The sequence below is a fragment of the Deltaproteobacteria bacterium genome, assembly GCA_026388415.1.
Classification (GTDB): Bacteria; Desulfobacterota; Syntrophia; order Syntrophales; family JACQWR01; genus JAPLJV01.
The window spans coordinates 1-25,944 of the sequence record JAPLJV010000017.1 but is presented as its reverse complement, the minus strand read 5'-3'; the positions used below and the strand labels follow the sequence as shown (position 1 = coordinate 25,944).

Here is a 25,944-nt window from a genome sequence, read left to right as displayed (position 1 = left end):
TTTTTTATGGAGAATCGGATGGGCAAATTATCACATATTGATGAAAAGGGCCGCGCACGGATTGTGGATGTGACGGCGAAGGCAACGACCATCCGGGAAGCCGTGGCCGCAGGGAAGGTGCAAATGATGCCGACGACTCTGGCCCTTATCGAGAGCGGGGGAGTGCCCAAAGGGGATGTTTTGGCCGTGGCCAGACTGGCCGGCATTATGGCGGCTAAAAAAACCAGCGACCTGATCCCGCTGTGTCATCCCCTTCCCCTGACGGGCGTGGAAATCCAATTTGTCAGCCAGGCCGAAGTCGGGGAGATTGCTATCACGGCGACCGTGAAAAACGTGGGTCAGACGGGCGTGGAAATGGAGGCCCTGACCGCTGTCAGTGTCGCCGCCCTGACGATCTACGATATGTGCAAGGCCGTGGACAGATTGATGACCATAACGGATATCAGGCTGCTTTCCAAGCGGGGCGGTAAGAGCGGCGTCTTTATACGTGAGAACTCTCAACAACAGTGAAAGGTAAAAGATGAAAAGAAAAAAGTAACACTTTTCACTTTTTACCTTTCACTATTCACTTTTTCGGAGGTTTTATGAAGGCCAGGAATGCTAATGGAATGGTGAAGGAAAAGGCGGCCACTGCTTCGGTCGTCGAAGACGTGATAGAACAAAAGCTGGCCGATATAACTACCCTGCTGCATTCGTTCAACGGAGGGAAATGCAGGTTGCATGAAAATATTCTGGCGATGGTGGAGAGAAGTCTTTTCAAGATAGCCTTGCAGCGCAGCAATAACGCCAAGGGCGCGGCGGCGGCCTATCTGGGGATCAACAGGAATACCTTTCAGAAAAAAATGGTCAAACTGGGCATAGACAATTCACAGGAATAGGGTACAAGGTTCATGACATTACCGGTCAAGGTAAGGGAAATAATGGCGAAAGGAGTCCGGATGGCCGCACCCTTTTCTGTGGAAATCGGTGCGGAGGTATCGGTAGACAGAATTTCCGGCCAGGAGGTGGTGTTTTACAGCGGAACGAAAATATTTGGTTCCCAAACCCTTATTTCTGCCGGCGTGAAAATAGGCGCGGAGGGACCGGCCACAGTCGTTGATTGCCGGTTGGGGCGTCAGGTGGAGCTGAACGGAGGATTTTTTCAATCCTCCGTTTTTTTAGATAAGGCAAGCCTGGCCGACGGGGCGCATGTGCGCGAGGGGACGCTCCTGGAGGAGGAAACCAAAGCCGGGCATACGGTGGGCCTGAAGCAGACCATCCTTTTTCCCTTTGTCACCCTGGGCAGCCTGATTAATTTTTGCGACTGCCTGATGGCCGGAGGTACGGGCCGCGATGCTCATAGCGAGGTCGGCAGTTCTTATGTGCATTTCAATTACACACCGCAACAGGATAAGGCCACCCCTTCCCTGATCGGCGATGTTCCGCAGGGAGTCATGCTCGACCAAGCCCCCATTTTTCTCGGCGGCCAGGGGGGGATGGTTGGTCCGCTCAGGATTGATTATGGTACGGTCATTACCGCCGGTACGGTCTGGCGACGCGACAGTGCAGGCGCCAAGTTGCTGCACGGTGGGGAAGGCCGACCGCTCCGGCAGGATTATCAGGCCGGTTTCTACGGGGATATAAGAGGGAAAGTTTATAATAATATCAACTATATCGCGAACCTCTTGGCCCTGCAGCAATGGTATCTGCACGTGCGCAGTCCTTTCTTCCGGAAACGGGAAATGGGCGAGGCGCTCATGGCCGGCGCCCTTGATCTTATCGAGTCGGCCATCGGGGAACGGATCAAGCAATTGCGAGTATTTTCCGAAAAGATGCATAAATCCGCGGCTCTTGGTAAGTCTAAGGGCGGCGGTGAAGTGGATATGCTCCGCCGGCAACTGGAGCTGGCGGAAAAATGGCCGGAGCTGGAGGTCTGTTTGCAAGCGCCGCTGGAGGCAGACGACGTGATGCGGCGATATCGTGACACATTTCTCGAGATGTTCCTCAAACAGGGGTCGCCCGGCGACGACTATATCGCCGTGATCAGGGCCTTGAATGCGGATGCCAGACAGGCCGGGACACAGTGGTTGCAACGGATTGTGGAGCAGGTTTCCGGCCGGGCGCTCGCAGTTCTGCCCTCCTTACGTTTCTTTAACAGTGAATAGTGAAAGGTGAAAAGAACAAATTATTCACCTTTCACTCAACTTAGGATAATTCATGTGGTTTAAATACATTGCGCAAACCTTCCAATCGTTAAAAAAATACCGGATATACATAGGCCGCGATACCCGCAAGGTATGCGGGCCGGCCATCATTATTTTCCCCTTGCGCCGGCAGCTCCTGTGTTGCGGTTTGGCCGGCGTCGTGACTGTCAAGGGCGCTCCTGTCCAGCCTGATGGCGATTGCCTGGAACGTATGGGCGATCTCCTGCAAAAGATCCGCGCCAGGGGCCTGTCGGCCATTATGGCCGGTTCTTTGCCGCCGACACATTACCTGGATGGCGACGGTTGCCTGGAGGAGATGGAGCAGTGTATCCGTTCTTTGCAGGAGGATAACAACTTCCTTCGCCTCTTTGGCGATACCGCCCTCGTCATCCAGTTAACCGGAATTGTTAAAGAAATTAAAGAACTATTGTCCCGGGAGGAGAGACTTGTCGAGGAAAAGGCGGGTTTCTTTTCCACCGTCAAAATGGAGGCGATCAATGGCCGCTTGGTTATGCTGCGCGATATTGCCTGGATGGCCGAGCGCGATGTACTGGGGAATGTGGGAAAAATACTCGCGCTTGCTGGCGCCCCCCAGCGGCAGGAAATTGGCTCTGCCGCTTTGCGGAAATTTAAAAAGATCAATTTTCTTTTCAATTGCCTGGACCGGCTGGAGGTGCGGGGCAGGGATTCGGCGGGCCTCCAGATAGCCTGGGCGTTAAATCCTTCCGGCCGCGATCAGTTGCAGGCCATCCTGGCCACGCCGGGTCTTCAGGAAGAATTTTCCCGCCGGAGCCAATGCGGCGACCTGGTAAATGGTTCCGTCAATGCTGCTTCCTTGCCGGATAGGCCAGGCCGGGCCGCAGGGGGAGGGAACGACTTTCTTTCCTTCACCTATAAAACCTCCTCCATCGTGGGGGAGCTGGGGCGCAATGCGGCGAATTTAAGAAAGGCGATTCAGGAGGATATCATCTTCAATGCCCTGGCCGGGATCGAGGCGGTCCTGGACACGGCCTTCGTTCACACCCGTTGGGCTTCCGTAGGTTCCATCACGCAGGAAAACTGCCACCCGGTAAACAATTTTATCCTGCGGGATGACGGCGCCGATGTCACCGTCAGTACTGAGGAAAACTATCCCCGCTACGGGAAAGGCGCCTGGACGATCAGCGTGGTCCTGAATGGCGATATTGACAACTATCTGCGTCTGCGGCAGGACATGGAGCAGGGAGCGGGATCTATTGCCCCGGCAGTGACGACGGATACCAAGATCATTCCCCTGACCATCCAGAAATATCTGCAGGGCGGCGATGACCTGGCAACGGCCTTCCGGCGGGCCGTGAATGATTTTGAAGGCTCGCACGCCATTGCCATGGTGAGCAACGTGGAACCCGGCAAGGTTTTCCTGGCCTTGAAAGGGAGCGGCCAGTCTCTTTATGTGGGAATTGCTCCCGATCAGTATGTATTTTCCTCGGAGCTCTACGGTCTGGTCGAAATGACGCCTTTCTTTCTCAAAATGGATGGAGAAAAACGCTCCCGGAACGATACCGATGGAACGGCCGGTCAGATCTTTATCCTTGCTCAGGAATCTGCGGGAGGACTGGCCGGCATCAGCGCCTGCTTCTATGATGGTACGCCGCTCGTCATTCAGGCGGAGCAGATCAAGAGGGCCGAGATCACCACGCGCGACATAGATCGAGGGGATTACCCGCATTATTTCCTGAAAGAAATTACGGAAGCCGGGCTGTCCGTGCAGAAAACGCTACGCGGCAAATACCTCATTGCCAGGCAGGAAACGGGCCCGGCAGTCACCTTCAACCTCGGCGAGGATGTTGTTCCGCCCGCATTGAAAGAGGCCCTGCTTGCCGGCCAAATTACGCGGATCGTCGTTACGGGGCACGGCACAGCGGCGGTAGCCGGTGAAGCGATTGCCTGCGCCCTGGAAAGGTATCTGGAAGGCAGTTCCATCAAGGTTAATGCCAGGGTTGCTTCCGAGCTCAGCGGTTTTTGCCTGGCCGATCGCCTGCACGATACGATGATTATTGCCATCACCCAGTCGGGAACCACGACAGACACCAACCGTGCCGTGGCGATGGCGGTGGAACGCGGCGCGATGGTAGTGGCGATCGTCAATCGCCGGCAATCCGATATTACGACCAAGGCGCAGGGAGTATTTTATACCAGCGACGGGCGGGATATCGAGATGTCCGTGGCTTCCACCAAGGCCTTCTATTCCCAGATAGTGGCCGGTCACATCCTGGCCCTTTATCTGGCCCTGTTGCTCGGAACCCGGGCCGACGCGTTCATTGCCGAGGAGTTGGGCATTCTGGAGCAGGCGCCCGCCCTGATGACGCGCGTGCTGGAAAAGAAAGAGCAAATTCAACTGGCAGCGCAGCAGGAAGCCGGACAGAAGAAATACTGGGCCGTGGTGGGCAGCGGCCCCAATAAGGCGGCCGCCGACGAGATCAGAATCAAGCTCTCCGAACTTTGTTACCGCACTATTTCCTCCGATGTGGTGGAAAATAAAAAACATATAGACTTGTCTGCCGAACCTCTGATCATTGTTTGTGCGTCCGGCACCCCGGAAGCCGTGCTGGGCGATATTATCAAGGATGTGGCCATTTTTAAGGCCCATAAGGCCGGGGTGATCGTTTTTACCGATGAGGGGGAAGATCGCTTTCACGGCATCGCCGACGCCGTCATCGAGCTGCCGCGTGCGCCGCTGCCTTTGCCCGTCATTCTCAATACCGTTGCCGGCCATTTATGGGGATATTTTGCGGCCCGCGCCATTGATGAAGAGGCCGTTTTCTTCCGGGCCTTTCGAGCTCGCCTCAATGCGGCCCTGACGGATCAGATTCGGGATAAATATTCCCTCTATGAAAAAATGGCCGACCGCCGGTTCCATCGGACGGTAAGGGAATTTTATCAGGAATTTAATCAGCGCCGGCAGCAGGGGGCGTTTTCTTTCTCGCACGTGAAAACGATTTCCGATCTCGTGCTGCTCCTCAAGTATGCGGCGGGAAAGCTGCCGCTTGATGATTTCTGGCATGAGTTTCCGGGCGCCGAAGGTTTTACCTGGCCCGGCGAGCTCCTCGACATTACGCTGGGTCAGGCCATAGATGAGCTTTCCCGGCCCATAGACGCCATCAGACATCAGGCCAAGACGGTAACCGTGGGTACCAGCAGAAAAGAACCGCCCGTCACGGGCATTATTTTCGAGCTCTTGAAAGAGTTGAATTATTCCACTCATTCCCTGACCACCAGGAATATTTTAGCCTTGACGGTCCTGCAGCCGGCTATCGGGGAGATCAAGGGCTACACCCTCTACGATATCGGAAATTTGGATGCAGGAGGAAAACCGGCTGATTTCTCAACCATTTCCATTCGTAAAAGAGCCGGTATTTCCTTAGGCATGAGATCGCGGGCGGAGGCGGGGGGCGTCCTCATGGGCACCAAGCGGACCATCGTCAGCACGAACCATCTCTACGTTGGTTACGGCAAAGCGGACGGCGCGGCCATTGTTATTCTGCCGCTGCAGGATGCGCGTGCAGGGGCGACGCATGCGTCGTCACTACTCCTGATGCATGTGGCCTTCAACGAAACGCTGACGCTGCGCGCCAAGCAGGACGTTCTCGGCTACCGCTATAACGACATCCGCAATCTCATCAATGAGTACAACCTGCCCTGGGATGACCGCTACCTTTCGCTGCTGCCGATGGCGTCCCTGCTGGGTGAACCGGTGGAGGTGCTCGCCGAGCGGATCAGGCAGGAAGCAAAGGAGAAATTATGAAGACGAAATTCATTTTTGTGACCGGCGGGGTGCTTTCCTCTCTGGGAAAGGGACTGGCGGCCGCTTCCATATCGGCCCTGCTGGAATGCCGGGGCCTGCGGGTGACCAACCAAAAGCTCGATCCTTATATCAACGTGGATCCCGGGACGATGAGCCCCTTCCAGCACGGCGAAGTCTTTGTGACGGACGACGGCGCGGAAACAGATCTGGATCTGGGCCATTACGAACGCTTCTGTTCCACACGCATGAGCAAGGGAAATAATCTCACCACGGGCCAGGTGTACTTTTCCGTGATTACCAAGGAGAGGAAAGGCGATTATTTAGGCAAGACCGTACAGGTAATCCCCCATATCACGAACGAAATCAAGGACTATATCAAGGCGACGGCCACGGGATTTGATGTGGCCATTGTGGAGATCGGCGGCACCGTGGGAGATATAGAAAGCCTGCCCTTTCTGGAGGCGATCCGGCAGTTTCGCAACGAGGTGGGTGGAAAGAACGCCATTTTCATTCACCTGACCTGGGTTCCTCACCTCAAAACCGCCGGCGAGGTCAAGACCAAGCCGACCCAGCACAGCGTCAAGGCCCTGCGGGAGATAGGCATACAACCGGATATCCTGCTGTGCCGCACGGAAAATTTTCTATCCGAAGAGATCAAGGCCAAGATTTCCCTTTTCTGCAATGTGGAAGTGGCGGCGGTCTTTACGGCCAAGGATGTGGAATGCATCTACGAGGTGCCCCTTGTTTTCCATCGCGAAGGACTGGACGAAAAGATCGTGGAGTTGCTGAACATCTGGACCGGCCGGCCGCACCTGGAAGCTTGGGAAGATGTGGTCAGCAAGTTCTGCCACCCTTCTGCCGGGGAGGTTTGCATCGCCATCGTCGGCAAGTATGTCAACCTGACCGATTCCTATAAAAGCTTGAACGAAGCGCTCATGCATGCCGGGATTGCCAACGATTGCCGGGTAACCCTCCGTTTCGTGGATGCGGAAGGAATAGAAAAGGAAGGGTACGGAGCGCTTTTGACCGAAGCAGATGGCATCCTGGTTCCCGGCGGGTTTGGCGCCCGCGGGATTGAAGGTATGATCTGCGCTATAGAGCAGGCGCGGGAACACAAAATCCCCTTTTTCGGCATCTGTCTGGGGATGCAGATGGCGGTCGTGGAATATGCCCGGCATGTGGTCCTGCTGGATCAGGCCAATAGTTCCGAGTTCGATGAAAATACTCCGTACCCCGTGATTGATCTCCTTCCCGAGCAGAAGCAGATCAAGGAAAAAGGCGCCTCCATGAGGTTAGGCGCTTTTCCTTGTGTGCTGGACAGGGATTCTTTGGCCTATGATGCCTACCAGGTGCCTGAAATCAGTGAACGGCACCGGCATCGCTATGAATTCAATAACGATTTTAAGGACGCCATGATGGCCAGGGGATTGCGCATTACGGGTAGCTCACCTGACGGCAGTCTGGCGGAAATCGTGGAAATCAAGGATCATCCCTGGTTTCTGGGCTGCCAGTTTCACCCGGAATTCAAATCCCGTCCCACCAACCCGCATCCCCTGTTCACCAGTTTTATCCGGGCGGCACGGGAGTATAAGCTGCGGAAGCAATAATCAGTGAACCCTTCGACAGGCTCAGGATAGGCGGACGCCGTGCATGGTGAGCCTGTCGAACCATCACTTCTTTTCCGCCACCACGACGTTTCCTTACTCCTCCCTGCTTTGAACCCATTTTTACCACTTTATTTAAATTAACTTGGCTTGATACTGTGCCTCCAAAGTGGTAGGGATAGCTTATAAGGAAAGATCATGCCGAAAAGGAAGGATTTAAACAAAATACTGATCATCGGATCCGGGCCGATCATTATCAGCCAGGCCTGCGAATTTGACTATTCGGGCACCCAGGCCTGCAAGGCGCTGAAGGAGGAAGGCTGCCAGGTCATTCTCATCAACAGCAATCCGGCCACCATCATGACGGACCCGGAGACGGCCGACCGGACCTATATTGAGCCTATTACACCGGAAGCGGTAACCAAGATCATCGCGCGGGAACGGCCCGACGCCCTGCTGCCCACGCTGGGCGGACAAACGGGTCTGAATACGGCGGTCGCCGTGGCGGAGAGTGGCGTCCTGGAACGCTATGGCGTGGAAATGATCGGGGCGTCGCTTGAGGTCATTCACAAGGCTGAAGATCGTGGAAAATTCCGCCAGGCCATGGAAAACATCGGCCTCCGGGTGCCGCGGAGCGGTTTTGCCCGGACGATGGAAGAGGTTTTTCCCGTCGCCGCCGAGATTGGTTTTCCCATCATTATCCGACCCTCCTTTACCCTGGGGGGCACGGGCAGTGGCGTTGCCTATAACCGCGAAGAACTGGCGGAACAGGCCAAAGCGGGGATGGATGCCAGCATGATCCATGAAATCATGCTCGAAGAATCTATCCTGGGCTGGAAGGAATATGAACTAGAGGTGATGCGCGACCGGGCGGACAATGTGGTTATCATCTGCTCGATCGAAAACTTTGACCCCATGGGCGTGCATACGGGCGAATCCATCACTGTAGCGCCGGCCCAGACCTTGACGGATCGGGAATATCAGCAGATGCGCAACGCGGCTATCGCCATCATGCGGGAAATCGGCGTGGAGACGGGTGGCTCGAACGTCCAGTTTGCCGTCCACCCGCAAACCGGTGAAATGACGGTTATCGAAATGAATCCGCGCGTTTCCCGCTCCTCCGCCCTGGCTTCCAAGGCCACGGGTTTCCCGATTGCCAAGATTGCCGCCAAACTGGCGATCGGCTACACCTTGGATGAGATACCCAACGACATCACCAAAGAGACGATGGCCTCTTTTGAACCGACGATTGATTATTGCGTCGTCAAGATCCCGCGCTGGACCTTTGAGAAGTTTCCCGAAACGGAAGATGTGCTGACCACCTCCATGAAATCGGTCGGTGAAACCATGGCCATTGGCCGGACTTTTAAGGAGGCGCTGCAGAAAGCCGTCCGCTCGCTGGAAACGGGCCATTTCGGACTTTCCATTATCTTGCCTGATCATCCCAATCCGGAAGAATTTCTGCGGAGCAGATTATTGAAGCCCAATTCGGAGCGCCTCTTTTACGTAGCCACGGCCCTGCAACAGGGTATGGCTATGGAGCAGATCCACGCGCTGACGAGGATTGATCCCTGGTTTTTGAACCAGCTCCGGGAGATTATTGATGCCGAGAGGCTGATTGCCGCGGCGCCGCCCTCCGACGCATTGATTACAGAAGCCAAAAGTTGGGGCTTTTCCGATCGCCGCTTGAGCGAACTGTGGCACAAAACGGAGGCGGAGATCCGGCAAATGCGTTTTGACCGCAACATCCTGCCCGTCTACAAGCTCGTTGACACCTGCGCCGCCGAATTCGAGGCCTATACCCCTTACTATTACTCGACCTATGAAACGGAGGATGAAGCCAATCCCTCCCGGCGGCGGAAGGTGGTCATCCTGGGCGGCGGCCCGAACCGCATCGGCCAGGGCATCGAATTTGATTATTGCTGCGTCCATGCCTCCTTTGCCCTGCGGGAAGAGGGCGTGGAGAGCATTATGGTCAATTCCAATCCCGAAACGGTGAGCACGGACTACGACACGTCGGACAAACTCTTCTTCGAGCCCCTGACCCTTGAGGATGTGCTGCATATCATCAAGCGGGAAAATCCCGACGGGGTCATCGTCCAATTCGGAGGGCAGACGCCCCTCAATCTGGCCCGGGGATTAGAAGCGGCGGGGGCGAAGATCCTCGGCACATCGCCCGATGCCATTGACCGCGCCGAAAACAGGGAGCGTTTTCAGGAGATTGTGCGGGTACTCAACCTGAACCAGCCCGATAACGACACGGCCACCGACGTCGCCGGGGCGGTCCGCGCCGCCGAGCGGATCGGCTACCCCGTTCTCGTCCGCCCTTCCTATGTCCTGGGGGGGCGCTCCATGGAAATCGTCTATGATGCCGATACCTTGAGTCAATTCATGGCCAAGGCTATCATCACCTCGCCCGATCACCCCATTCTCATTGACAAGTTTCTGGAAGACGCCATCGAGGTGGACGTGGACGCCATCAGCGACGGGACAGAAACAGTGGTCGCCGGCATCATGGAGCATATCGAAGAGGCGGGCATCCATTCGGGAGACAGCGCCTGCGTCCTGCCGGCAATCACCTTCTCACGGGAACTTCTCGATACCATTACTGTTCAGACTAAGATGATTGCCCGGGAATTGCACGTGGTGGGCCTCATGAATATTCAATATGCAGTGAAGAACGGCGTTCTGTATGTCCTGGAGGTGAATCCCCGGGCCTCCCGCACTGTCCCCTTTGTCAGTAAGGCAATCGGCGTCCCGCTGGCCAAGCTGGCCACCAAGGTGATGCTAGGAAAAACGCTCAAGGAACTGGGTTTTACGGTCGCCCCGCAGCCGGCGCATATCTCCGTGAAAGAAGCGGTTTTCCCCTTTAACCGCTTTCCCAATGTAGATATCCTGCTGGGGCCGGAAATGAAATCCACGGGCGAGGTGATGGGTATAGACCATTCCTTCGGCCTCGCCTTTGCCAAGTCGCAGATGGCGGCCGGATTTACGCTGCCCCGCGCCGGGAAGGTTTTTATCAGCGTCCACGACTCTCATAAGGATAAAATAATTCCCATCGCCCGCACCTTTCAGGAACAGGGCTTCCAGATTCTGGCCACCCGGGGGACGGCATCCCATCTGTGCGCACACGGCGTGACTGCGGAAACCATTTTGAAGGTAAGCGAGGGGCGACCGCACGCGGTGGATTATATCAAAAATGGTGAAATCAAGCTCGTGATCAACACCAGCGTTGGACGTAAATCCAGCATGGATGCTTATCATATCCGGCGTGGCGCCCTGGTTTATAATGTGCTATACACCACCACCATTGCCGGAGCCAAGGCGCTGAGCGAGGCGATAGCCGCCCTGCAGCAGGAAGAGTGGCAGGTGATGTCGCTTCAGGAATACCATGCAAATCTCCCCTACCCCTCTATGCCAAAGAGGGGAATCATCAAATTCCCTTTGCCAAAGGAGAGGGACAACAACGTCCCCCTTTAGCAAAGGGGGATTCAGGGGGATTTGTTAATACATTCTCAGGTGAAAGATGAGGGATAGCTTGGACGACGATACATCAGAAAGCCCGCGTCATGAATGTGGGGTCTTTGCCGTTTACGGGCACGAAGATGCGGCCCGGGTGGCCTTTTTTGGCCTCTTTGCCCTCCAGCACCGGGGGCAGGAAAGTGCCGGCATTGCCACGGCGGACGGCTGCCAGGTTCTGGAGCGCAAGGGTATGGGACTGGCCCTGGAAGTCTTCAAGGAAGATACCCTGTCCAAACTGCCCGGTCATCTGGCCATCGGTCATGTGCGGTACTCCACCACGGGTTCTTCCGTCATCTCCAATGCCCAGCCGTTCCTCGTGCATCACGGCGATGAATATTACGCCCTGGCCCACAACGGCAATCTCGTCAATGCCTACCTTCTGCGGGCGGAGCTGGAAGCGCGCGGCTCCCTTTTTCAGTCCACCATGGACACGGAAGTCATCATCCACCTGCTGGCCGCCCATCTCCAGGACGGCCTGGAACAGGCGTTAATCCATGCCTTGGGCCGGGTTGAAGGCGCCTACAGTATTGTCATGCTGACCCGGACGCAGGTCATTGCGGCACGCGATCCCCGCGGCTTTCGGCCCCTGGCGCTCGGGAAGTTGAACGGCGGCTGGGTCATTGCCTCGGAAACCTGCGCCTTTGACCTAGTGGGGGCCACGTATATCAGGGATGTGGCGCCCGGAGAAATTATCATCATAGACGACCAGGGCCTGCACAGCATCATGGCCTTCCCCAAACTGCCGCCGGCGCATTGCATCTTCGAACTGATCTACTTTGCCCGGCCCGACAGTCAGATCTTCGGTCAGAATGTCTATCTCTGCCGCAAGCGTCTGGGACATCACTTAGCGAAGGAATATCAGCCCGACGTGGACCTGGTCATGCCCTTTCCCGATTCGGGCATCTATGCGGCGCTCGGTTACGCGGAGGAAAGCGGCCTGCCTTTTGAATTGGGCATGATCCGCAATCACTACGTGGGCCGGACCTTCATCCAGCCCACCCAGCCCATGCGTGATTTCGGCGTGCGGGTCAAACTGAATCCGGTGCGCCCTCTCTTGCAGGGCAAGCGGGTGATGATCGTGGAAGACTCCATCATCAGGGGTACCACCAGCCGCAACCGGGTTAAAAACCTGCGGGAAATAGGCGTCAAGGAGTTGCACATGGTGGTCAGTTGCCCGCCGACAACCCATCCCTGCCCCTATGGGATCGATTTTTCCTCAAAAGGCGAACTACTGGCCGCTCAAAATGAAAATGTCGCGGAGATTGCCAAATTCATCGGCCTGGACTCCCTGCACTACCTGAGCCTGCCCGGCATGCTGGAGGCAACGGGAATGGCTCTCGACAGCTTCTGTCTGGCCTGTTATGATGGCCGGTATCCTCTCGCCCCGCCGGAAAATATGGATAAACTCTGCTTTGAAGAACGCCGCTGAGACACAACCAGCTGATGGCGCTTCTCCTGTCTTTCCCCTTGCGTAAAGATTCAAGCCACCTGTTTTTCCGGGACGGCCTCACTTACTTAATCGATTGCGTCCTCGTTTCTTAGCGCGATAGAGCGCCTTGTCTGCGGCCTTGACCACGGAGATCGGCGTGGTAAGCTTTTCGGTGCGTTCAGCGACGCCGATGCTGATGGTGACTGATACCGATTTTGCGGTGTGGAACGCGCCGCGCTTCCGTTGGAATGACTTTATTTGCTCCGGGCGGTCAGATGCGCGCAGCGCCAGCTCGTAGTCGGCAATGGACTTGCGCAGTGCTTCAAGATGCGGGATTGCGTGGTCAATGTCTTTGCCCGGAAAAAGCAGGGTGAATTCCTCGCCTCCATAACGGTAGGGTTTGCTGTCGCCACCCACTTCCGCGATTTTCCTTGCAACAATCTTCAGTACTTGGTCGCCGAGATCATGACCGTAGGTGTCATTGAAATTCTTGAAGTGGTCGACATCGAGCATCGCAATCGTATAACGCCGGCCGAGTTGCATCATGCTCTCATTCAGATCGCGCCGGCTCGGCAGCCCGGTAAGTTCGTCACGGAACGCCATACGGTACGTGGTCTGCAGCACCGCGACGATGAGTATCAATCCGGCTGTCATGATGAACACGGGAAATAAATTCGGCGTGGCGATGCCGTTCATCCCTATGCCGAAGGCAAGCACTGCTGCAGCTAAGCCAATATCCAGCGGCGAGCGCTTTATGTACCACACGATCAGGCAGGTTGTGAGGCTCAGCGCGATTATCGTAAGTCCAAGCTGCGGAATCGGCGATCCCGCAAACAACTTGGTATCACACAGCGGCGCATAAGCCCCAGCCGTGGTTTCGGTTTTAGCTGCCATCACGATCCACCAGGTAAAAGCGGCTTCAAGAGCAATTATTGATACCCGTCGCACGCCGTAAATGTTGAACGTGCCGCGCTCTTTGATGAGACTCAGGGCCGCAAAATTGAATGGTATGAACACGCTTAAAGCTATGAACACCGTGCGTGCCTGAAAACCGGCAAGCCCTTTCTGCAGCAGCAGTGCGTAACATGCGTAGGCAATGCCGAGTGTGAGCAGTGCCAGCACGACGCGTCCGCGCCGGAATGCGAGGCTTACGACGAAGCCGAGTGCCAGCACGAAATGCACGCCATAGACCCTGATGCCGACGAGCGAAGATGGTAATTCCGCAAGGAGCGGAACGAGCAACCAGGTAGCGGCGAGCACCGCGGCCGGCGCTGCGATGCCAAGTGAGATTCGTGCTGGCTTCACGATGAGTGAACCTTGTGAAAACAGAAATTAGGCAGAAAAATCGGCGCAGGCAGAGTGAATAAGCCTACAGGCCGTGGAACTTGTGTCATGTAGCAGGTGATTTCGGGCATTGCATGCACATCCGATATGGTCCATGGAAAAGCGCACACGCCCGATAGGCGAAGAATGATCACCGACTACAGGAGCGGTGCGACTGAAAAGCACGGGCTTAATGATTTGGGACAATAAGAAAAGCGGCCTTGCATGTCAAGAAGATTTTGCCATAACATATTGCATTGCCTACTCCTGATGGAGTGTCCTGACCCGTATTTGACTTGACAGACACCGTCAAAAGCAGCCCTGACTTGATTATCACTTCAGTAGAGTAGAGAGCTGGCGTAGTAGCTCTGAGGGCTCTATCTCCAGCTCCCCCTCGTCAATTCCGTACGTTCGGTTTTCCCGAATACGGCTTACCGATTATCTTCATCCGGTTGCCTTCACATTTTGTACCCAAGGAGCCTTGATTGGAACTTCATACAGGCCCAGGGAATCATAATAATACCTGTCCGGAAAGCCTCCAGACCAATCCTCCAGCGTGACAAGGATTCAATCGATCCAACCAACCTATTATGGTTCATAGAAGCTTGGGACGTACTGAAATAAGGGCTCTAATGCCCAGGAAGAAATGAGTCCTCCTGCCTTCCCATGAACAAATACCTAAATCCGCACAAACCTATTATACATCATTCTATACGAATTCATGGTAGGAGGAAGACGGTATTTCATGTCCCTAGTATTGCCTGGGCACGAGAAAGGTTTGACATCTCTCCGTTATTGGAATAAAGTGCAAACCACAGTTTGGCCCATTCCAGAACAGAGGCGGCATGCAGATACAGGACGTATTTCAGCGTTACAGCGACGATTTAAACCGCGTGGAGGAGTGCATGGAAGAGTCTCTTCGCTCGGACATCCACCTCATTCCGCAGGTTATCCATCACATCATCGGCAGCGGGGGCAAGCGCTTTCGGCCGCTGCTCCTGCTCGCCGCCGCCGATCTCTGCGGCTACCGGGGGGAACGGCGCGACAACATGTCTGTCGTCATCGAGTTCGTGCATACCGCCACTCTGCTCCATGACGACGTTATAGACAGCGCCGAGATAAGACGGGGCAGCGTTTCAGCCAATAAAATCTGGGGCAATGCCGCCAGTGTCCTCGTGGGCGATTACCTCTATTCCACCGCTTTCAAACTCATGACCTCCGACGGCAACCTCGCCATCATGAAGCTGGTTTCCCAGACGACCAACACCATGTCCGAGGGGGAAATATTTCAGTTAGTCAAGTGCGGCAAAATCAACCTTACGGAGAAGGAATACCTGTCCATCATCGAGAAAAAAACCTCGCTCCTCATATCAACTGCCTGCGCCGTGGGGGGGATACTGGGCAATGCCCCGGACGCACAGATTGAGGCGCTGGCCAGATTCGGCATGCGGCTCGGTTCCGCCTATCAAATAACTGACGATACGCTGGATTACGTCGCCAAGGAAGATGATTTTGGGAAGGCGGTCGGCAAGGATCTGACGGAAGGCAAGATTACCCTTCCGCTTATCTGGGTCTTGAAACAATGTTCGGCCAAAGAAAAGAATCTGATTAAAAAAGTGGTGCAGCATAAAGCAGAGGGCGCCGATCAATTGCTGGAGATTGTGGACTTGATTCACAAGTATGACGGCGTGAATTATGCGCTCGCCAAGGCCAGGGCATACATAGACAACGCTGAAAACTTGCTGCAAGTTTTTCCTGATTCCGACGCGAAAACCGCTCTTCTGACAATTTCCCAGTACATCATTGAACGTCGGTTTTGAACAGTAAATAGCTGCAATTCGATGTTCGGTAACATCGAATTATGAGTCAACGATCCCTTTTTAACCCCTCCTTGGGTAACATTTTATTTGAGGCAATTCGGTGTTGTCAATAATCATTGACAATCATAAAATTATGCTTATAATGCCCACGATATTTTTTGGCGATAATTCCATTAGAGATTATGTCTTCTGAGCGACTGGGGGTTTTAGATGTTAAAAGAAAGCAAAAATAGAAAATCATTCATGATGTTTTTCCTGGCGTTTCTGGTCGCCTTTTTCATCGTTTCTCTGGTGGAAGTACTGCGCTCTGCTTTCGCTCCCAAAGTGCCTGATGTCCAATTGGCTTCTGCATTGGGCCCGGTTGACATGGTGCGGGCGCCCGTTTCGTTTGCCGATCTGGCGGAAAAATTAAAGCCCGCGGTCGTAAACATCAGTACCACCAAAACGCTTCGGCAACAAGGTGGCATGCAGAGAGCGCCCTTTGGCGGCGGCAACTCTTTCGATCGTTTTTTCGGGCGTGATGATTTTTTCGAAAAGTTTTTTGGTGATATCCCGCAACGCGAGTTCAAGCAAAAAAGTCTGGGGTCGGGATTCATCATCAGTCCCGATGGTTACATCTTCACCAATAATCATGTTGTGGAGCAGTCAGACAAGATCCTGGTTAAGTTACCGGACGGGGAAAAGGAGTATGAAGCCAAGATTATTGGCAAGGACGTAAAAACAGACATCGCCCTGATTAAAATCAAGCCCAATAAGAGTCTGACGGTCGTAGAGATAGGCGATTCCGATAAATTACGCGTCGGCGACTGGGTGATGGCAATCGGTAATCCCTTTGGCCTGGAACAAACCGTTACTGCGGGCATCGTCAGTGCCAAAGGTCGTGTCATCGGCGCCGGTCCTTATGATAATTTTATTCAAACGGATGCTTCCATTAACCCCGGAAACAGCGGGGGGCCACTCTTCAGTATGGACGGCAAGGTGATCGGCATAAATACGGCGATTGTTGCCCAGGGCCAGGGCATTGGTTTCGCCATTCCCATCAATATGGCCAACCGTATGCTGCCTGAACTGAAAACCAGGGGAGAAGTATCAAGGGGCTGGCTTGGTGTTTCTATCCAGGATGTCACTGAGGAAATTGCCAAAAACCTGAAGCTTAAAGAGCCCACCGGGGCCTTGATCGCGGAGGTGTTTGAAGGTGACCCGGCAGCCAAGGCAGGCCTGAAGTCCGGGGATGTCATCACGGCGGTAAATGGCCGGCCGATTAAGAACTCTCACGAATTATTGGTGATCGTGGCTGATTTCCGCGTAGGAGAAAAGGTGGAAATCAAGGCCCTCCATGACGGTCAGGAAAAGGTTTTTCAGGTGTTGATTGCGGCACGTACTGACAAAGCTGATCTGGCGGCCGGCGGCGAATATTTCGGTCTGGCCGTGCAGGAACTTACTCCTGAAATTGCCAATCGTCTTGGCATTTCACAAAAGGCAGGCGTTATTGTAGTCGAGGTAACGGATGGCAGTCCCGCCGATGAAGCCGGCATTCGCCCCCAGGATCTCATCCTGCAGGTCAACAAGGTAAAAGTCAATTCCCTGAAGGATTATCAGCGGGAGATTGGCAAGGCCGGCAGCAAAGAAGGCGTGTCACTTTTAATAAAAAGGGGGAAGTTCACCACCTGGGTGCCGATTCGTCCCTGACGGGTTCATCTGCAAGTGAGACGCCATGGAAACCGCTCGCGGCATTGCCAAGCGCCTCCTGACGATGTACGACAGGCTTGATGGCCATTTCGGCAACCTCCGCTGGTGGCCTGCTGATTCGCCATTTGAAGTCATTGTCGGCGCCATTTTAACGCAGAATACGGCCTGGCGCAATGTTACGTATGCTATTGCAAAATTAAAAGAGGCGGATATTCTCCATCCGCAAGACATATATGAAACCCCCATAGATACGCTGGCGGCGTTGATAAGATCGTCAGGGTATTATAACGTCAAGGCCCGGAGACTGGCAACTTTTGTCCGATTTCTTCATGATGAATATGATGGCCAACTGGACAAGATGTTTGCGCAAGATCACTGGCTACTCAGGGAAAAACTCCTTCAAATTAAAGGCATTGGAGATGAAACAGCCGACAGTATTTTACTTTATGCCGGTGAAAAACCGGTCTTTGTTATTGACGCCTATACAAGAAGAATTCTGGAGCGTCACGGCATTTTAGCAGGTAAGGAACGTTATGCAGAGATTCAGGCCTTGTTTATGGGCAACCTTCCCGTCAGCGTTTCTCTCTACAATCAGTACCACGCTCTCCTGGTAAATGCAGGCAAGTCATTCTGCGGGAAGGAAAGGCGTTGCGAGGCTTGTCCGCTGAGGATCTAACGGATATGGCAAAGTGACGGCAGTGTTTCACGTGAAACACTGCCGTTTGCACCCTGACCCCGATGCACGTGATATGATTACAGGTAATAGGAATGATACAGAGGTGTAAAATAAAGCAGACCGATTGCACTTGACTCTGCACTCTCATCTGTAATATAAGCCCCCCGGAACAACAGCCCGCTTTCTAAAATAAAATATTCAATGTCCCGGTATGTTGCAAGATATTTAGGCGGGCTGCAGGCGGTGGCGTAGGTATTTCCGTGCCGAGATATTCATGATGCCAAAATAGATATTTCTTTGATCTGGAGTTAAAAGAAGCGATGGGAAAGATTGTGGCAGCGGTATTCCCCGGTCAGGGCGCGCAGCGAACGGGCATGGGAAAGGATTTTAACGATGAGCTTGCCGTCAGCCGACAAACCTATGAAGAGGCGTCGGATGCTCTCGGTTGGGATGTGTCCCTGCTTTGTTTTCGTGACGATGAACGCTTAAACCTGACGGAGTTTACTCAGCCGTGCCTGCTGACTACGGAGATTGCCGCCCTGCGCGGCCTGCATTTTCGTTACGGCTTTGCTCCCAGCATATTCGGCGGTCATAGTCTCGGAGAGTTCACCGCCCTTACGGCGGCGGGAGTGCTATCTTTGGCTGAAGCCGTAAAAATCGTCCATATCCGCGGTCAACTCATGCAGCAGGCCGTGCCCGTTGGTGTGGGCGGCATGGCGGCCGTGATCTCCAGCAACATTGATCTGGAAAAAGTACGTCACGATCTGGCCGATCTGCCCCTGGATGTGGCCAACGCTAACTCCGCCCATCAGGTGGTTATCAGCGGCTATCTCAGCGCCCTGCCCGAAGCGGAAAGCCGTTTGCGTGCGACTTTCAGTTACGATCAGGGTTTTCGCTTTGTGCCGCTCAACGTCAGCGCCCCCTTTCACAGCCGCTTTATGCAGCCCATCGGAGCAAGATTTGCCGACACCCTGCGGGAGCATGGCAATAATATGCTGGCGGCTCACGCCGTTGACGTTACATCTAATTTCACGGGTCAATTCCATTCTGCCACACCGGAAGCAATTATGTTCAGCCTGGTATCACAACTCAGCAACACCGTGCGCTGGGTTGATAACATGAAATGTCTTGCCGCCAGGACAGATATGATCTATGAGATCGGGCCCAGTCGGCCGCTGCGTGATTTTTTCAAGACCGTAGATATTAGTTGCGCCTCTATCACGAGCCTGACAACGGCCGAGCGCACTTTTCGGGAAAGCAACGGCAGCACAGCGTAAGAAGGCAAGGAGATAAGAACATGGATTTTAACCTCACGGAAAGTCAGCAGATGTACGTTGACACGGTGCGGAGATTCGTCAAAAGCGAGATACTCCCCCAGGTTATGAACCTCGACAAGGGGCATGTCTTCCCCGGAGGCCTCGTCCATAAAGCCTGGGAGCTCGGAATCCTGAATCTATCCTTTCCGGAGGCTCTCAAGGGGTATGAAGTAGATGTCGTGTCCACGGCCTTGATTATCAAGGAACTCTCCTATGGAGATACGGGCATATCAACCTCGGCCATGTGCAATGATCTCGCGAACACGGTTATTGTCCAGCATGGCACCGACGCCCAGAAGAACGCCTTTTTAGCGCCTTTTATGGAGTTGCCGCTGCTGGCGGCATTCTGCCTGACTGAACCCGGCGCCGGTTCGGATAATCTGGCCATGACTACTTTTATTCAAAAGCGGGAGGACGGCAACTACGTCCTGAACGGTGCCAAATGCTTTATTACCAATGCGTCCCTCGCTTCCCAGTTTACCGTTTTCTGCAAAGTGGGCAAGCCGACCAGCCAATTGCTCGCCTGCGTCGTAGTTCCTGCGCCGCAGGTATTGATACAGGGGGATAACAATTCTATTCCGGCCAACAAAGAAATTCTGCTTCCCACGGGGGGCAGGATTATCATCGGCAAACCGGAAGACAAGCTGGGACAGCACCTCTCCAATACCGCCAGCGTGACCTTTGAAGACGTTCTGATTGAACCGCACCAAATCATCGGCGACAGAAGAAAGGGTTTCACCTACGTTGTGGATGTCCTTGATTTTGCCCGCCCCATGGTGGCCGCTATCGGCGTGGGACTGGCCCGACGCGCCTGGGATGTGACCCTGGCCTATACCAAAGAACGTCGCCAGTTTGGTCAGCGTCTCTGCGACCTGCCCATCGTCGGCGATACCCTGGTCCAGATGTGGAAAAAAGTTGAACTGGCAGAACTGGCCCTGATGAAGGCTGCCTTCAAAGTGCAGGAAATGGCGCCCGACCGGGGCCTCTATGCCTCCCTGGCCAAGAACGCCGCCGCCGAAGCAGCCCTTTTCTGCGCCAACGAAGGACTCCATCTCCACGGCGGCTATGGCTTCATGGCGGAATATGAAATTTCCAAACTCGTCAGAGATGCGCACATCATTGATATTTACGAAGGCACACGGGAAGTGCAAAACATGATCATGGGACGGGAATTGATTTAATATGTTATATCTCCACGGCATTGGACATTTCTTCCCGGAAAACGTCATTTCCAACCAGTTTCTGGGAGATTTGGATATCGGGACTACTGAAGACACACATACGTGGAGGAAGAAGGATGAAATATAAGGAATTCCTGGACAGCGATCACTTTGGTCAGGAAGAGTTGATAGCCTTTGCCTACGGAAAGTTGGTACAGGATCGGCCGGAGGGCTTCGATGGTCGCCTGCCGGCGCCTCCTTTTCTCATGGTGGACAGGGTAATCTCGATAACAAGCGACGGCCGGCACGGAAAAATTATCGCGGAGCAGGATGTAAAATTTGACGCCTGGTATTTTCAATGCCATATGCCCGGCGACCCCGTCCATCCCGGTTGTTTATGCGTAGATGCCGTCTGGCAATTGCTGGGATTTTATTGTATCTGGCGCGGCGCTCTGGGCGCAGGTAGAGCTTTAGGGTGCGGGGAGGTTTTTTTTAGTGGTCAGATACGTCCCTTTAATAAATGCGTGCGATATGAAATTTCGGTAAAGCGCTTTTCGCAGCTTAAGGTATCAGGCGCCTCTGTCGTTATTGGTGATGCCCAAGTCTTTGTGGACGGCGAACAGATTATGGAAGTCAAAGATGCTCGCAGCGGCGTTTTTCAGGGCATCGTGTATCCTGATTATCCTCTGCATTCACCAAACGCCATTGGCGGACAAATGAAAGGAGAAATATGACAGACAAGCCCGTAGCCATTGTAACCGGCGGCGCAAGAGGGATAGGTGCGGCCTGCTGCCATGCCCTATCACAGGAGGGGTTCCGGATAGGCATAAGCGATCTTCCCAGCAGTGCTGAAGCTGCGCATACCCTTGCAGAAATTGGCGATGGTTTTCTGCTTCCGGTGGATCTTGCGGATACTGATCAGGTGGAAAAGATGCTGACCAGCTTGAAAGACCTGACCAATCGTGTGGATGTACTCGTAAACAATGTTGGCCTGTCCGTAAATGCCGACATTAACTCCATGAAAATGGAACAATTTGACTTACAGCGGGCTCTGATGCGGGGGACCTGGTACCTTACCAAAAGGATAATCCGCTTATTTATGCTGCGAAGAAGCAGTGGCCGCATTATTAATATCTCCAGCGTCGTGGGGCATACCGGAAATGCCGGACAGATCCCCTATGCTATGGAAAAAGCCGCTATGGACGCCTTTACCAAATCTCTCTCCAAGGAGTTGAAAGGACGTAATATCTTAGTTAATTCGGTAGCCCCGGGCTTTATTGATACGGGAATGACCAAGGTATTGCCGGAAGAAGTCAAGGCTCAGATTCTGGCTAATGTTACTCTGGAACGGATGGGCTTGCCCCATGAAGTGGCGGAAGTAGTCGCTTTCCTGGCTACCAAAGGCAATTATATAACGGGAAGTGTCGTGCATGTGAACGGGGGGCTTTATGGCGGCTGATCAAGAGATGCGGGATCTGATTTTACACAGCGTTCCCCAGCAGCATCCGTTCCGGTTCATTGATGAGGTACTGGAATTGGACGAAAGCAATATAGTGGGGGCCTACCGCTTTCGCGCCGAGGAGTATTTCTACAAGGGCCATTTTCCTGACCGCCCGATTACACCGGGAGTGTTGCTGATAGAAACTATGGCGCAAACCGGGGTGGTTGCCTTGGGACTGTATCTTACGCTGTTGCAAGGTCAAAAGTCACCCCAGGAAACAAAAGCAATGATTACGCTTTTTACCCTGGCGGATGCAGTTGAGTTTTCCGGCATCGTACTTCCGGGCGAACGGGTAATTGTCAGGGGTGAGAAGCTCTATTTTCGGAGAGGGAGTTTGAAGACCAAGGTAAGTATGGAAAGGGAAAACGGTGAGTTGGTATGCTGCGGTATCTTAGCGGGGACGGGGGTGATGCTGAATGAGACCTAGGGTTGTTGTAACAGGCATGGGAGTCGTCGCGCCGAATGGCCACGGGCTGAACAACTATGAGGCCGCCCTGCGTGCGGGCCAATCAGGTATCCGCTTTATACAGGAACTCGCCACTCTAAACTTCGGCTGTCAGGTGGGCGGCGTGCCCCAGGGGTTTGATGCCGTTTGCCGGCAGTACTTTGATGAGGAAAAGATGGTGTCCATCAACGACAATATCGGCTATGCATCAGTTGCCGCAATAGACGCCTGGACCGACGCCGGCTTCAGCATTCCCGGTCCTGATGATGATACTGTGCATTGGGATACGGGAACTATCGTCGGATCAGGAATCGGCGGTATGGAGACGATTGCCAACACGGTGGTTCCCATGGTCAATGAGGGCAAGGTCAAACGCATGGGAAGCAGCATCGTGGAGAGGGTTATGAACAGCGCCACCAGCGCCCGCATAGCCGGTCTGCTGGCCCTGGGCAACCAGGTTACGTCCAACTCCTCGGCCTGCAGCACGGGCAATGAGGCGATCATTGAAGGCATGTTGAGGATTCGTTCCGGTTTGGCCAAACGTGTTTTGGTGGGCGGCAGCGAGGGTTCTTCTCCCTACATCTGGGCGGGTTTTGACTCCATGCGCGTGATCGCTCGCAAGTATAACGATCAACCGGAACGGGCCTCCCGGCCCATGAGCGCTTCGGCCAACGGGTTTGTGCCCGGCTCCGGGGCGGCAGTGCTGATCCTGGAAGACCTGGAGACGGCGCTCGCACGTGGGGCGCGCATCTATGTAGAAGTTCTGGGAGGTTATGTCAACTGTGGCGGCCAAAGACAGGGTGGCTCCATGACGGCGCCCAACCCGGAAGGCGTCAAGAGATGCGTTAAAGGCGCCATTGCCGACGCCAATGTTGATCCCGATGCTATCGGTGCCATTAATGGACACCTGACGGCCACTTTCGCCGATCCCTATGAGGTCCATAACTGGGCGGCAGCACTCGGGCGGGGACCCGCTGATTTTCCCTATATCAATTCTACGAAGGCGATGATCGGCCATTGCTTAGGCGCAGCCGGAGCGATCGAATGCGTGGCCGTTGTTCTGCAATTATACAAAGGCTTTATACATCCTTCGATTAATTGCGAGGACCTGCATCCGGACCTGGAGGCCTTCGCCGCCAAGATTCCTCACCGGCTGATTGAAAACCCGAATATTAAGGTCATCGCCAAGGCCGGCTTCGGTTTTGGCGATGTTAATAGCTGTTTGATCTTTCAAAGATGGGAACAATCACGGGTATGAATCCCAAAGCAAACTGCGGTATTATGCCCTCCGCTGCGCGGGATTGTTCAACTTGCCAATTCCAATGCGCTGCGCTTTCGGAATTGGAGTTTCACAAATAAACAAAAAAGGAGTTACAAATGGATGAAAAAAAGATTTACGACGAGTTTATGAACATTATCAGGCTCTACGCCAAAGATACCGCCCTGGTAGAAAAGGCCACCAAGGAAACCCATATCCTGAATGACCTGAAGGTTAATTCCGCCCGCCTGGTGGATATTATTATCAAATGCGAAGACGTCTTCGGCATCGAGATAGATGATGATGATGCAGACAGGATAAGAACGATCGGCGATGCCATCGAAGTTATCAAAAGTAAGGCGGCATAGTGGATCTCAGCGCAAAAGTCTTGCTACATTTGCAGTACGCAATAGGCAGATTGGCGGTGTTTTTAATGGCGCCGTTCGTCTACCTTTGCGTCAGGCTATGCGGCTACAGGATCAGGGACTTGCAAAAAATACGCAGCGAATATGCGCAGCTTTTTAAGAACCACCGCGGCCCCTGGATAATTTGCCCCAACCATTTAACCAATATTGATTCGGTTATTCTGGCCTACGCCCTCGCCCCCATGTATGCCTATATGCTGAACTTTCGCCTGCTTCCCTGGAATCTGCCCGAGCGCGCCAATTTTCAGCGCAACTTCTTTTCCACGCTGCTGTGTTATCTTGTGAAATGTGTTCCCGTCAGTCGGGGCGGAGACCGGGACGAAATGAAGCTCGTCATGGAGAAGTGTACTTATCTCTTACGCCGCCAACAACCTTTATTAATTTTTCCCGAAGGCGGCCGCTCGCGGACGGCCAGAATAAATGTGGAAAATCATACCTATGGCGTGGGCCGCTTCGTCAGTAGCGAAGAAGATGGCAAGGTCTTATGCATCTACCTGCGCGGCGACCATCAGGAAACCTACACCAAAATACCAAGGTTAGGTGAACGTTTTACCATCGCCATGGACGTGCTGACACCGGAAAGAACGGAACTAAGTGGACTGAGGGCGCAACGGCATTATGCAGAACAAATCATAGCCCGGCTGGCCCGGATGGAGGATGCTTATTTTGAGGCGCGTCGGCAACGACATAGTGGATTTGCTGCATCCGCATGTACAGGGCAAGAGCAACAATACACGCTTCCGGAAACGCATATTGCTCCCTGAAGAAGAACACCTGCTGCTGGCCGACAGCGAGCCCGACGCCATGCTTTGGGCCCTGTGGACAGGCAAGGAAGCCGCTTATAAAGCCATTCAGAAAGACCAGTGGGATGTTACTTCCAAACCACTGCTTTATAAAGTGCAATTTGGCCGGACAGAGGCCCGGATAGAAGCAAGGGAGCCGGTGGTCGCGCTGCTTCCGTGCGAGCGGCGTCTCCTCGGGGCTGTTGCTACTCCGAGGGGCAACATTAATCTGGAGACCATGATCACCGCCAGTTACGTACACAGCATCGCCACCTCTTTTGCTTCGGATTCCGGCACAAGGATTGCCTGGCAGGTGGCACGGATGCCCTTTGACAACCCGACGCCGGCCTATGAATCATCTTATGTACGCGCCGCCGCACAAAGGCATCTTGCCCAATACCTGCCCGGCAGCAGCCCGCAGGATGTCGAGATCAGGCGCGCTCAAGGGCCGCACGGCTTAGGCCCTCCCTTAGTCTATCTCCGGGGGCAGGCAACTGACATAGACATCAGCTTGAGTCATGAAGGCGCCTTTGCCGCTTATGCCTTTGCTGTTTCGCCGCTTCTTGAAGTATTGTAAATAAAGCTTGACAGGCACTTGTCGTCTGCATTAGGACGAGTTCCGAGGACTGAGTGCTGAGTAAAAAGCAACGATCAACAAATTTGGAGCACTTAGTCCTCAGCACTCAGACTATTTTTTTACAGGAGGTTAACATTGTCAGTAGAAACTAAAAATCCCCTCAAGATACAGGATAATACCTTAAGAGATGGGCATCAATCCATCTTCGCCACCCGGATGAAAACTGAAGACATGATTCCCATCGCCGAACAAATGGACGAGGTCGGTTTCTGGGCCATGGAGGTTTGGGGCGGGGCCACGTTCGATACCATGCACCGCTTTCTCAACGAGGATCCCTGGGAAAGACCCAAAACTCTGAAACGCTACATCAAGAAAACACCATTCTCCATGTTGCTGCGTGGTCAGAATCTTGTCGGCTACCGCAACTATCCGGACGATGTTGCCAAGGCC

At 53.9% G+C, this 25,944-nt stretch carries 21 protein-coding genes; 20 read left to right on the top strand and 1 reads right to left on the bottom strand.

The window, feature by feature from the left end:
• Nucleotides 1–18 precede the first annotated feature (18 nt).
• From moaC to purF, 7 genes are all read left to right on the top strand, one after another.
• Nucleotides 19–510 (top strand): cyclic pyranopterin monophosphate synthase MoaC, encoded by a 492-nt coding sequence (gene moaC / locus NT140_04480; protein ID MCX5831134.1) that lies wholly within the window; start codon nt 19–21, stop codon nt 508–510.
• Nucleotides 511–584: 74 nt separating this feature from the next.
• A complete protein-coding gene (locus NT140_04475; protein MCX5831133.1) occupies nt 585–878 on the top strand; it encodes a hypothetical protein in 294 nt (97 codons plus the stop codon).
• A gap of 42 nt (nt 879–920) precedes the next feature.
• The gene (locus tag NT140_04470; GenBank protein ID MCX5831132.1) at nt 921–2,144 is read left to right on the top strand and encodes a UDP-N-acetylglucosamine pyrophosphorylase; all 1,224 of its coding nucleotides are present in this window, start codon (nt 921–923) and stop codon (nt 2,142–2,144) included.
• Nucleotides 2,145–2,196: 52 nt separating this feature from the next.
• Entirely contained in the window at nt 2,197–5,967 is a 3,771-nt protein-coding gene (locus NT140_04465; GenBank protein ID MCX5831131.1) for an SIS domain-containing protein, read from the top strand.
• Entirely contained in the window at nt 5,964–7,574 is a 1,611-nt protein-coding gene (locus NT140_04460; GenBank protein ID MCX5831130.1) for a CTP synthase, read from the top strand. The genes NT140_04465 and NT140_04460 overlap by 4 nt, the downstream gene beginning before the upstream one ends.
• 195 nt (nt 7,575–7,769) lie before the next feature.
• The gene (gene carB, locus NT140_04455) at nt 7,770–11,051 is read left to right on the top strand and encodes a carbamoyl-phosphate synthase large subunit (protein ID MCX5831129.1); all 3,282 of its coding nucleotides are present in this window, start codon (nt 7,770–7,772) and stop codon (nt 11,049–11,051) included.
• Between the two features lie 58 nt (nt 11,052–11,109).
• The gene (gene purF, locus NT140_04450; protein MCX5831128.1) at nt 11,110–12,522 is read left to right on the top strand and encodes an amidophosphoribosyltransferase; all 1,413 of its coding nucleotides are present in this window, start codon (nt 11,110–11,112) and stop codon (nt 12,520–12,522) included.
• A 78-nt stretch (nt 12,523–12,600) separates the two neighbouring features.
• Here the strand turns inward: purF and NT140_04445 are convergent, their stop codons facing one another.
• Nucleotides 12,601–13,827 carry a GGDEF domain-containing protein gene (locus NT140_04445; GenBank protein MCX5831127.1) on the bottom strand — a complete coding sequence of 409 codons (1,227 nt, stop codon included), beginning with the start codon at nt 13,825–13,827 and terminating at the stop codon, nt 12,601–12,603.
• A gap of 863 nt (nt 13,828–14,690) precedes the next feature.
• On the opposite strand from NT140_04445, the gene NT140_04440 reads away from it, so the two are divergent.
• From NT140_04440 to NT140_04380, 13 genes are all read left to right on the top strand, one after another.
• On the top strand, nt 14,691–15,665 hold the full coding sequence (locus tag NT140_04440; GenBank protein MCX5831126.1) for a polyprenyl synthetase family protein: 975 nt from the start codon (nt 14,691–14,693) through the stop codon (nt 15,663–15,665).
• Nucleotides 15,666–15,875: 210 nt separating this feature from the next.
• The gene (locus tag NT140_04435; GenBank protein MCX5831125.1) at nt 15,876–17,354 is read left to right on the top strand and encodes a DegQ family serine endoprotease; all 1,479 of its coding nucleotides are present in this window, start codon (nt 15,876–15,878) and stop codon (nt 17,352–17,354) included.
• 25 nt (nt 17,355–17,379) lie between these two features.
• A complete protein-coding gene (locus NT140_04430) occupies nt 17,380–18,030 on the top strand; it encodes an endonuclease III domain-containing protein (protein ID MCX5831124.1) in 651 nt (216 codons plus the stop codon).
• 320 nt (nt 18,031–18,350) lie between these two features.
• Nucleotides 18,351–19,307: an ACP S-malonyltransferase gene (locus NT140_04425; protein MCX5831123.1), complete on the top strand. Its 957-nt coding sequence runs from the start codon at nt 18,351–18,353 to the stop codon at nt 19,305–19,307.
• A gap of 20 nt (nt 19,308–19,327) precedes the next feature.
• The gene (locus NT140_04420; protein MCX5831122.1) at nt 19,328–20,527 is read left to right on the top strand and encodes an acyl-CoA dehydrogenase family protein; all 1,200 of its coding nucleotides are present in this window, start codon (nt 19,328–19,330) and stop codon (nt 20,525–20,527) included.
• Between the two features lie 116 nt (nt 20,528–20,643).
• On the top strand, nt 20,644–21,240 hold the full coding sequence (gene fabA, locus NT140_04415; protein MCX5831121.1) for a bifunctional 3-hydroxydecanoyl-ACP dehydratase/trans-2-decenoyl-ACP isomerase: 597 nt from the start codon (nt 20,644–20,646) through the stop codon (nt 21,238–21,240).
• Nucleotides 21,237–21,965: a 3-oxoacyl-ACP reductase FabG gene (locus NT140_04410; GenBank protein MCX5831120.1), complete on the top strand. Its 729-nt coding sequence runs from the start codon at nt 21,237–21,239 to the stop codon at nt 21,963–21,965. The genes fabA and NT140_04410 overlap by 4 nt, the downstream gene beginning before the upstream one ends.
• Nucleotides 21,955–22,434 (top strand): beta-hydroxyacyl-ACP dehydratase, encoded by a 480-nt coding sequence (locus NT140_04405; GenBank protein MCX5831119.1) that lies wholly within the window; start codon nt 21,955–21,957, stop codon nt 22,432–22,434. The genes NT140_04410 and NT140_04405 overlap by 11 nt, the downstream gene beginning before the upstream one ends.
• Complete coding sequence (locus NT140_04400; protein MCX5831118.1) at nt 22,424–23,710, top strand: beta-ketoacyl-[acyl-carrier-protein] synthase family protein; 1,287 nt, start codon at nt 22,424–22,426, stop codon at nt 23,708–23,710. Before NT140_04405 ends, NT140_04400 begins: the two co-directional genes overlap by 11 nt.
• A gap of 119 nt (nt 23,711–23,829) precedes the next feature.
• The gene (locus NT140_04395) at nt 23,830–24,078 is read left to right on the top strand and encodes a phosphopantetheine-binding protein (protein MCX5831117.1); all 249 of its coding nucleotides are present in this window, start codon (nt 23,830–23,832) and stop codon (nt 24,076–24,078) included.
• 65 nt (nt 24,079–24,143) lie between these two features.
• Nucleotides 24,144–24,899: a lysophospholipid acyltransferase family protein gene (locus tag NT140_04390; GenBank protein ID MCX5831116.1), complete on the top strand. Its 756-nt coding sequence runs from the start codon at nt 24,144–24,146 to the stop codon at nt 24,897–24,899.
• Complete coding sequence (locus NT140_04385; protein MCX5831115.1) at nt 24,793–25,494, top strand: 4'-phosphopantetheinyl transferase superfamily protein; 702 nt, start codon at nt 24,793–24,795, stop codon at nt 25,492–25,494. The genes NT140_04390 and NT140_04385 overlap by 107 nt, the downstream gene beginning before the upstream one ends.
• Nucleotides 25,495–25,629: 135 nt before the next feature.
• On the top strand, nt 25,630–25,944 hold a 315-nt coding region (locus NT140_04380), incomplete at its 3' end, for a carboxylase (protein MCX5831114.1).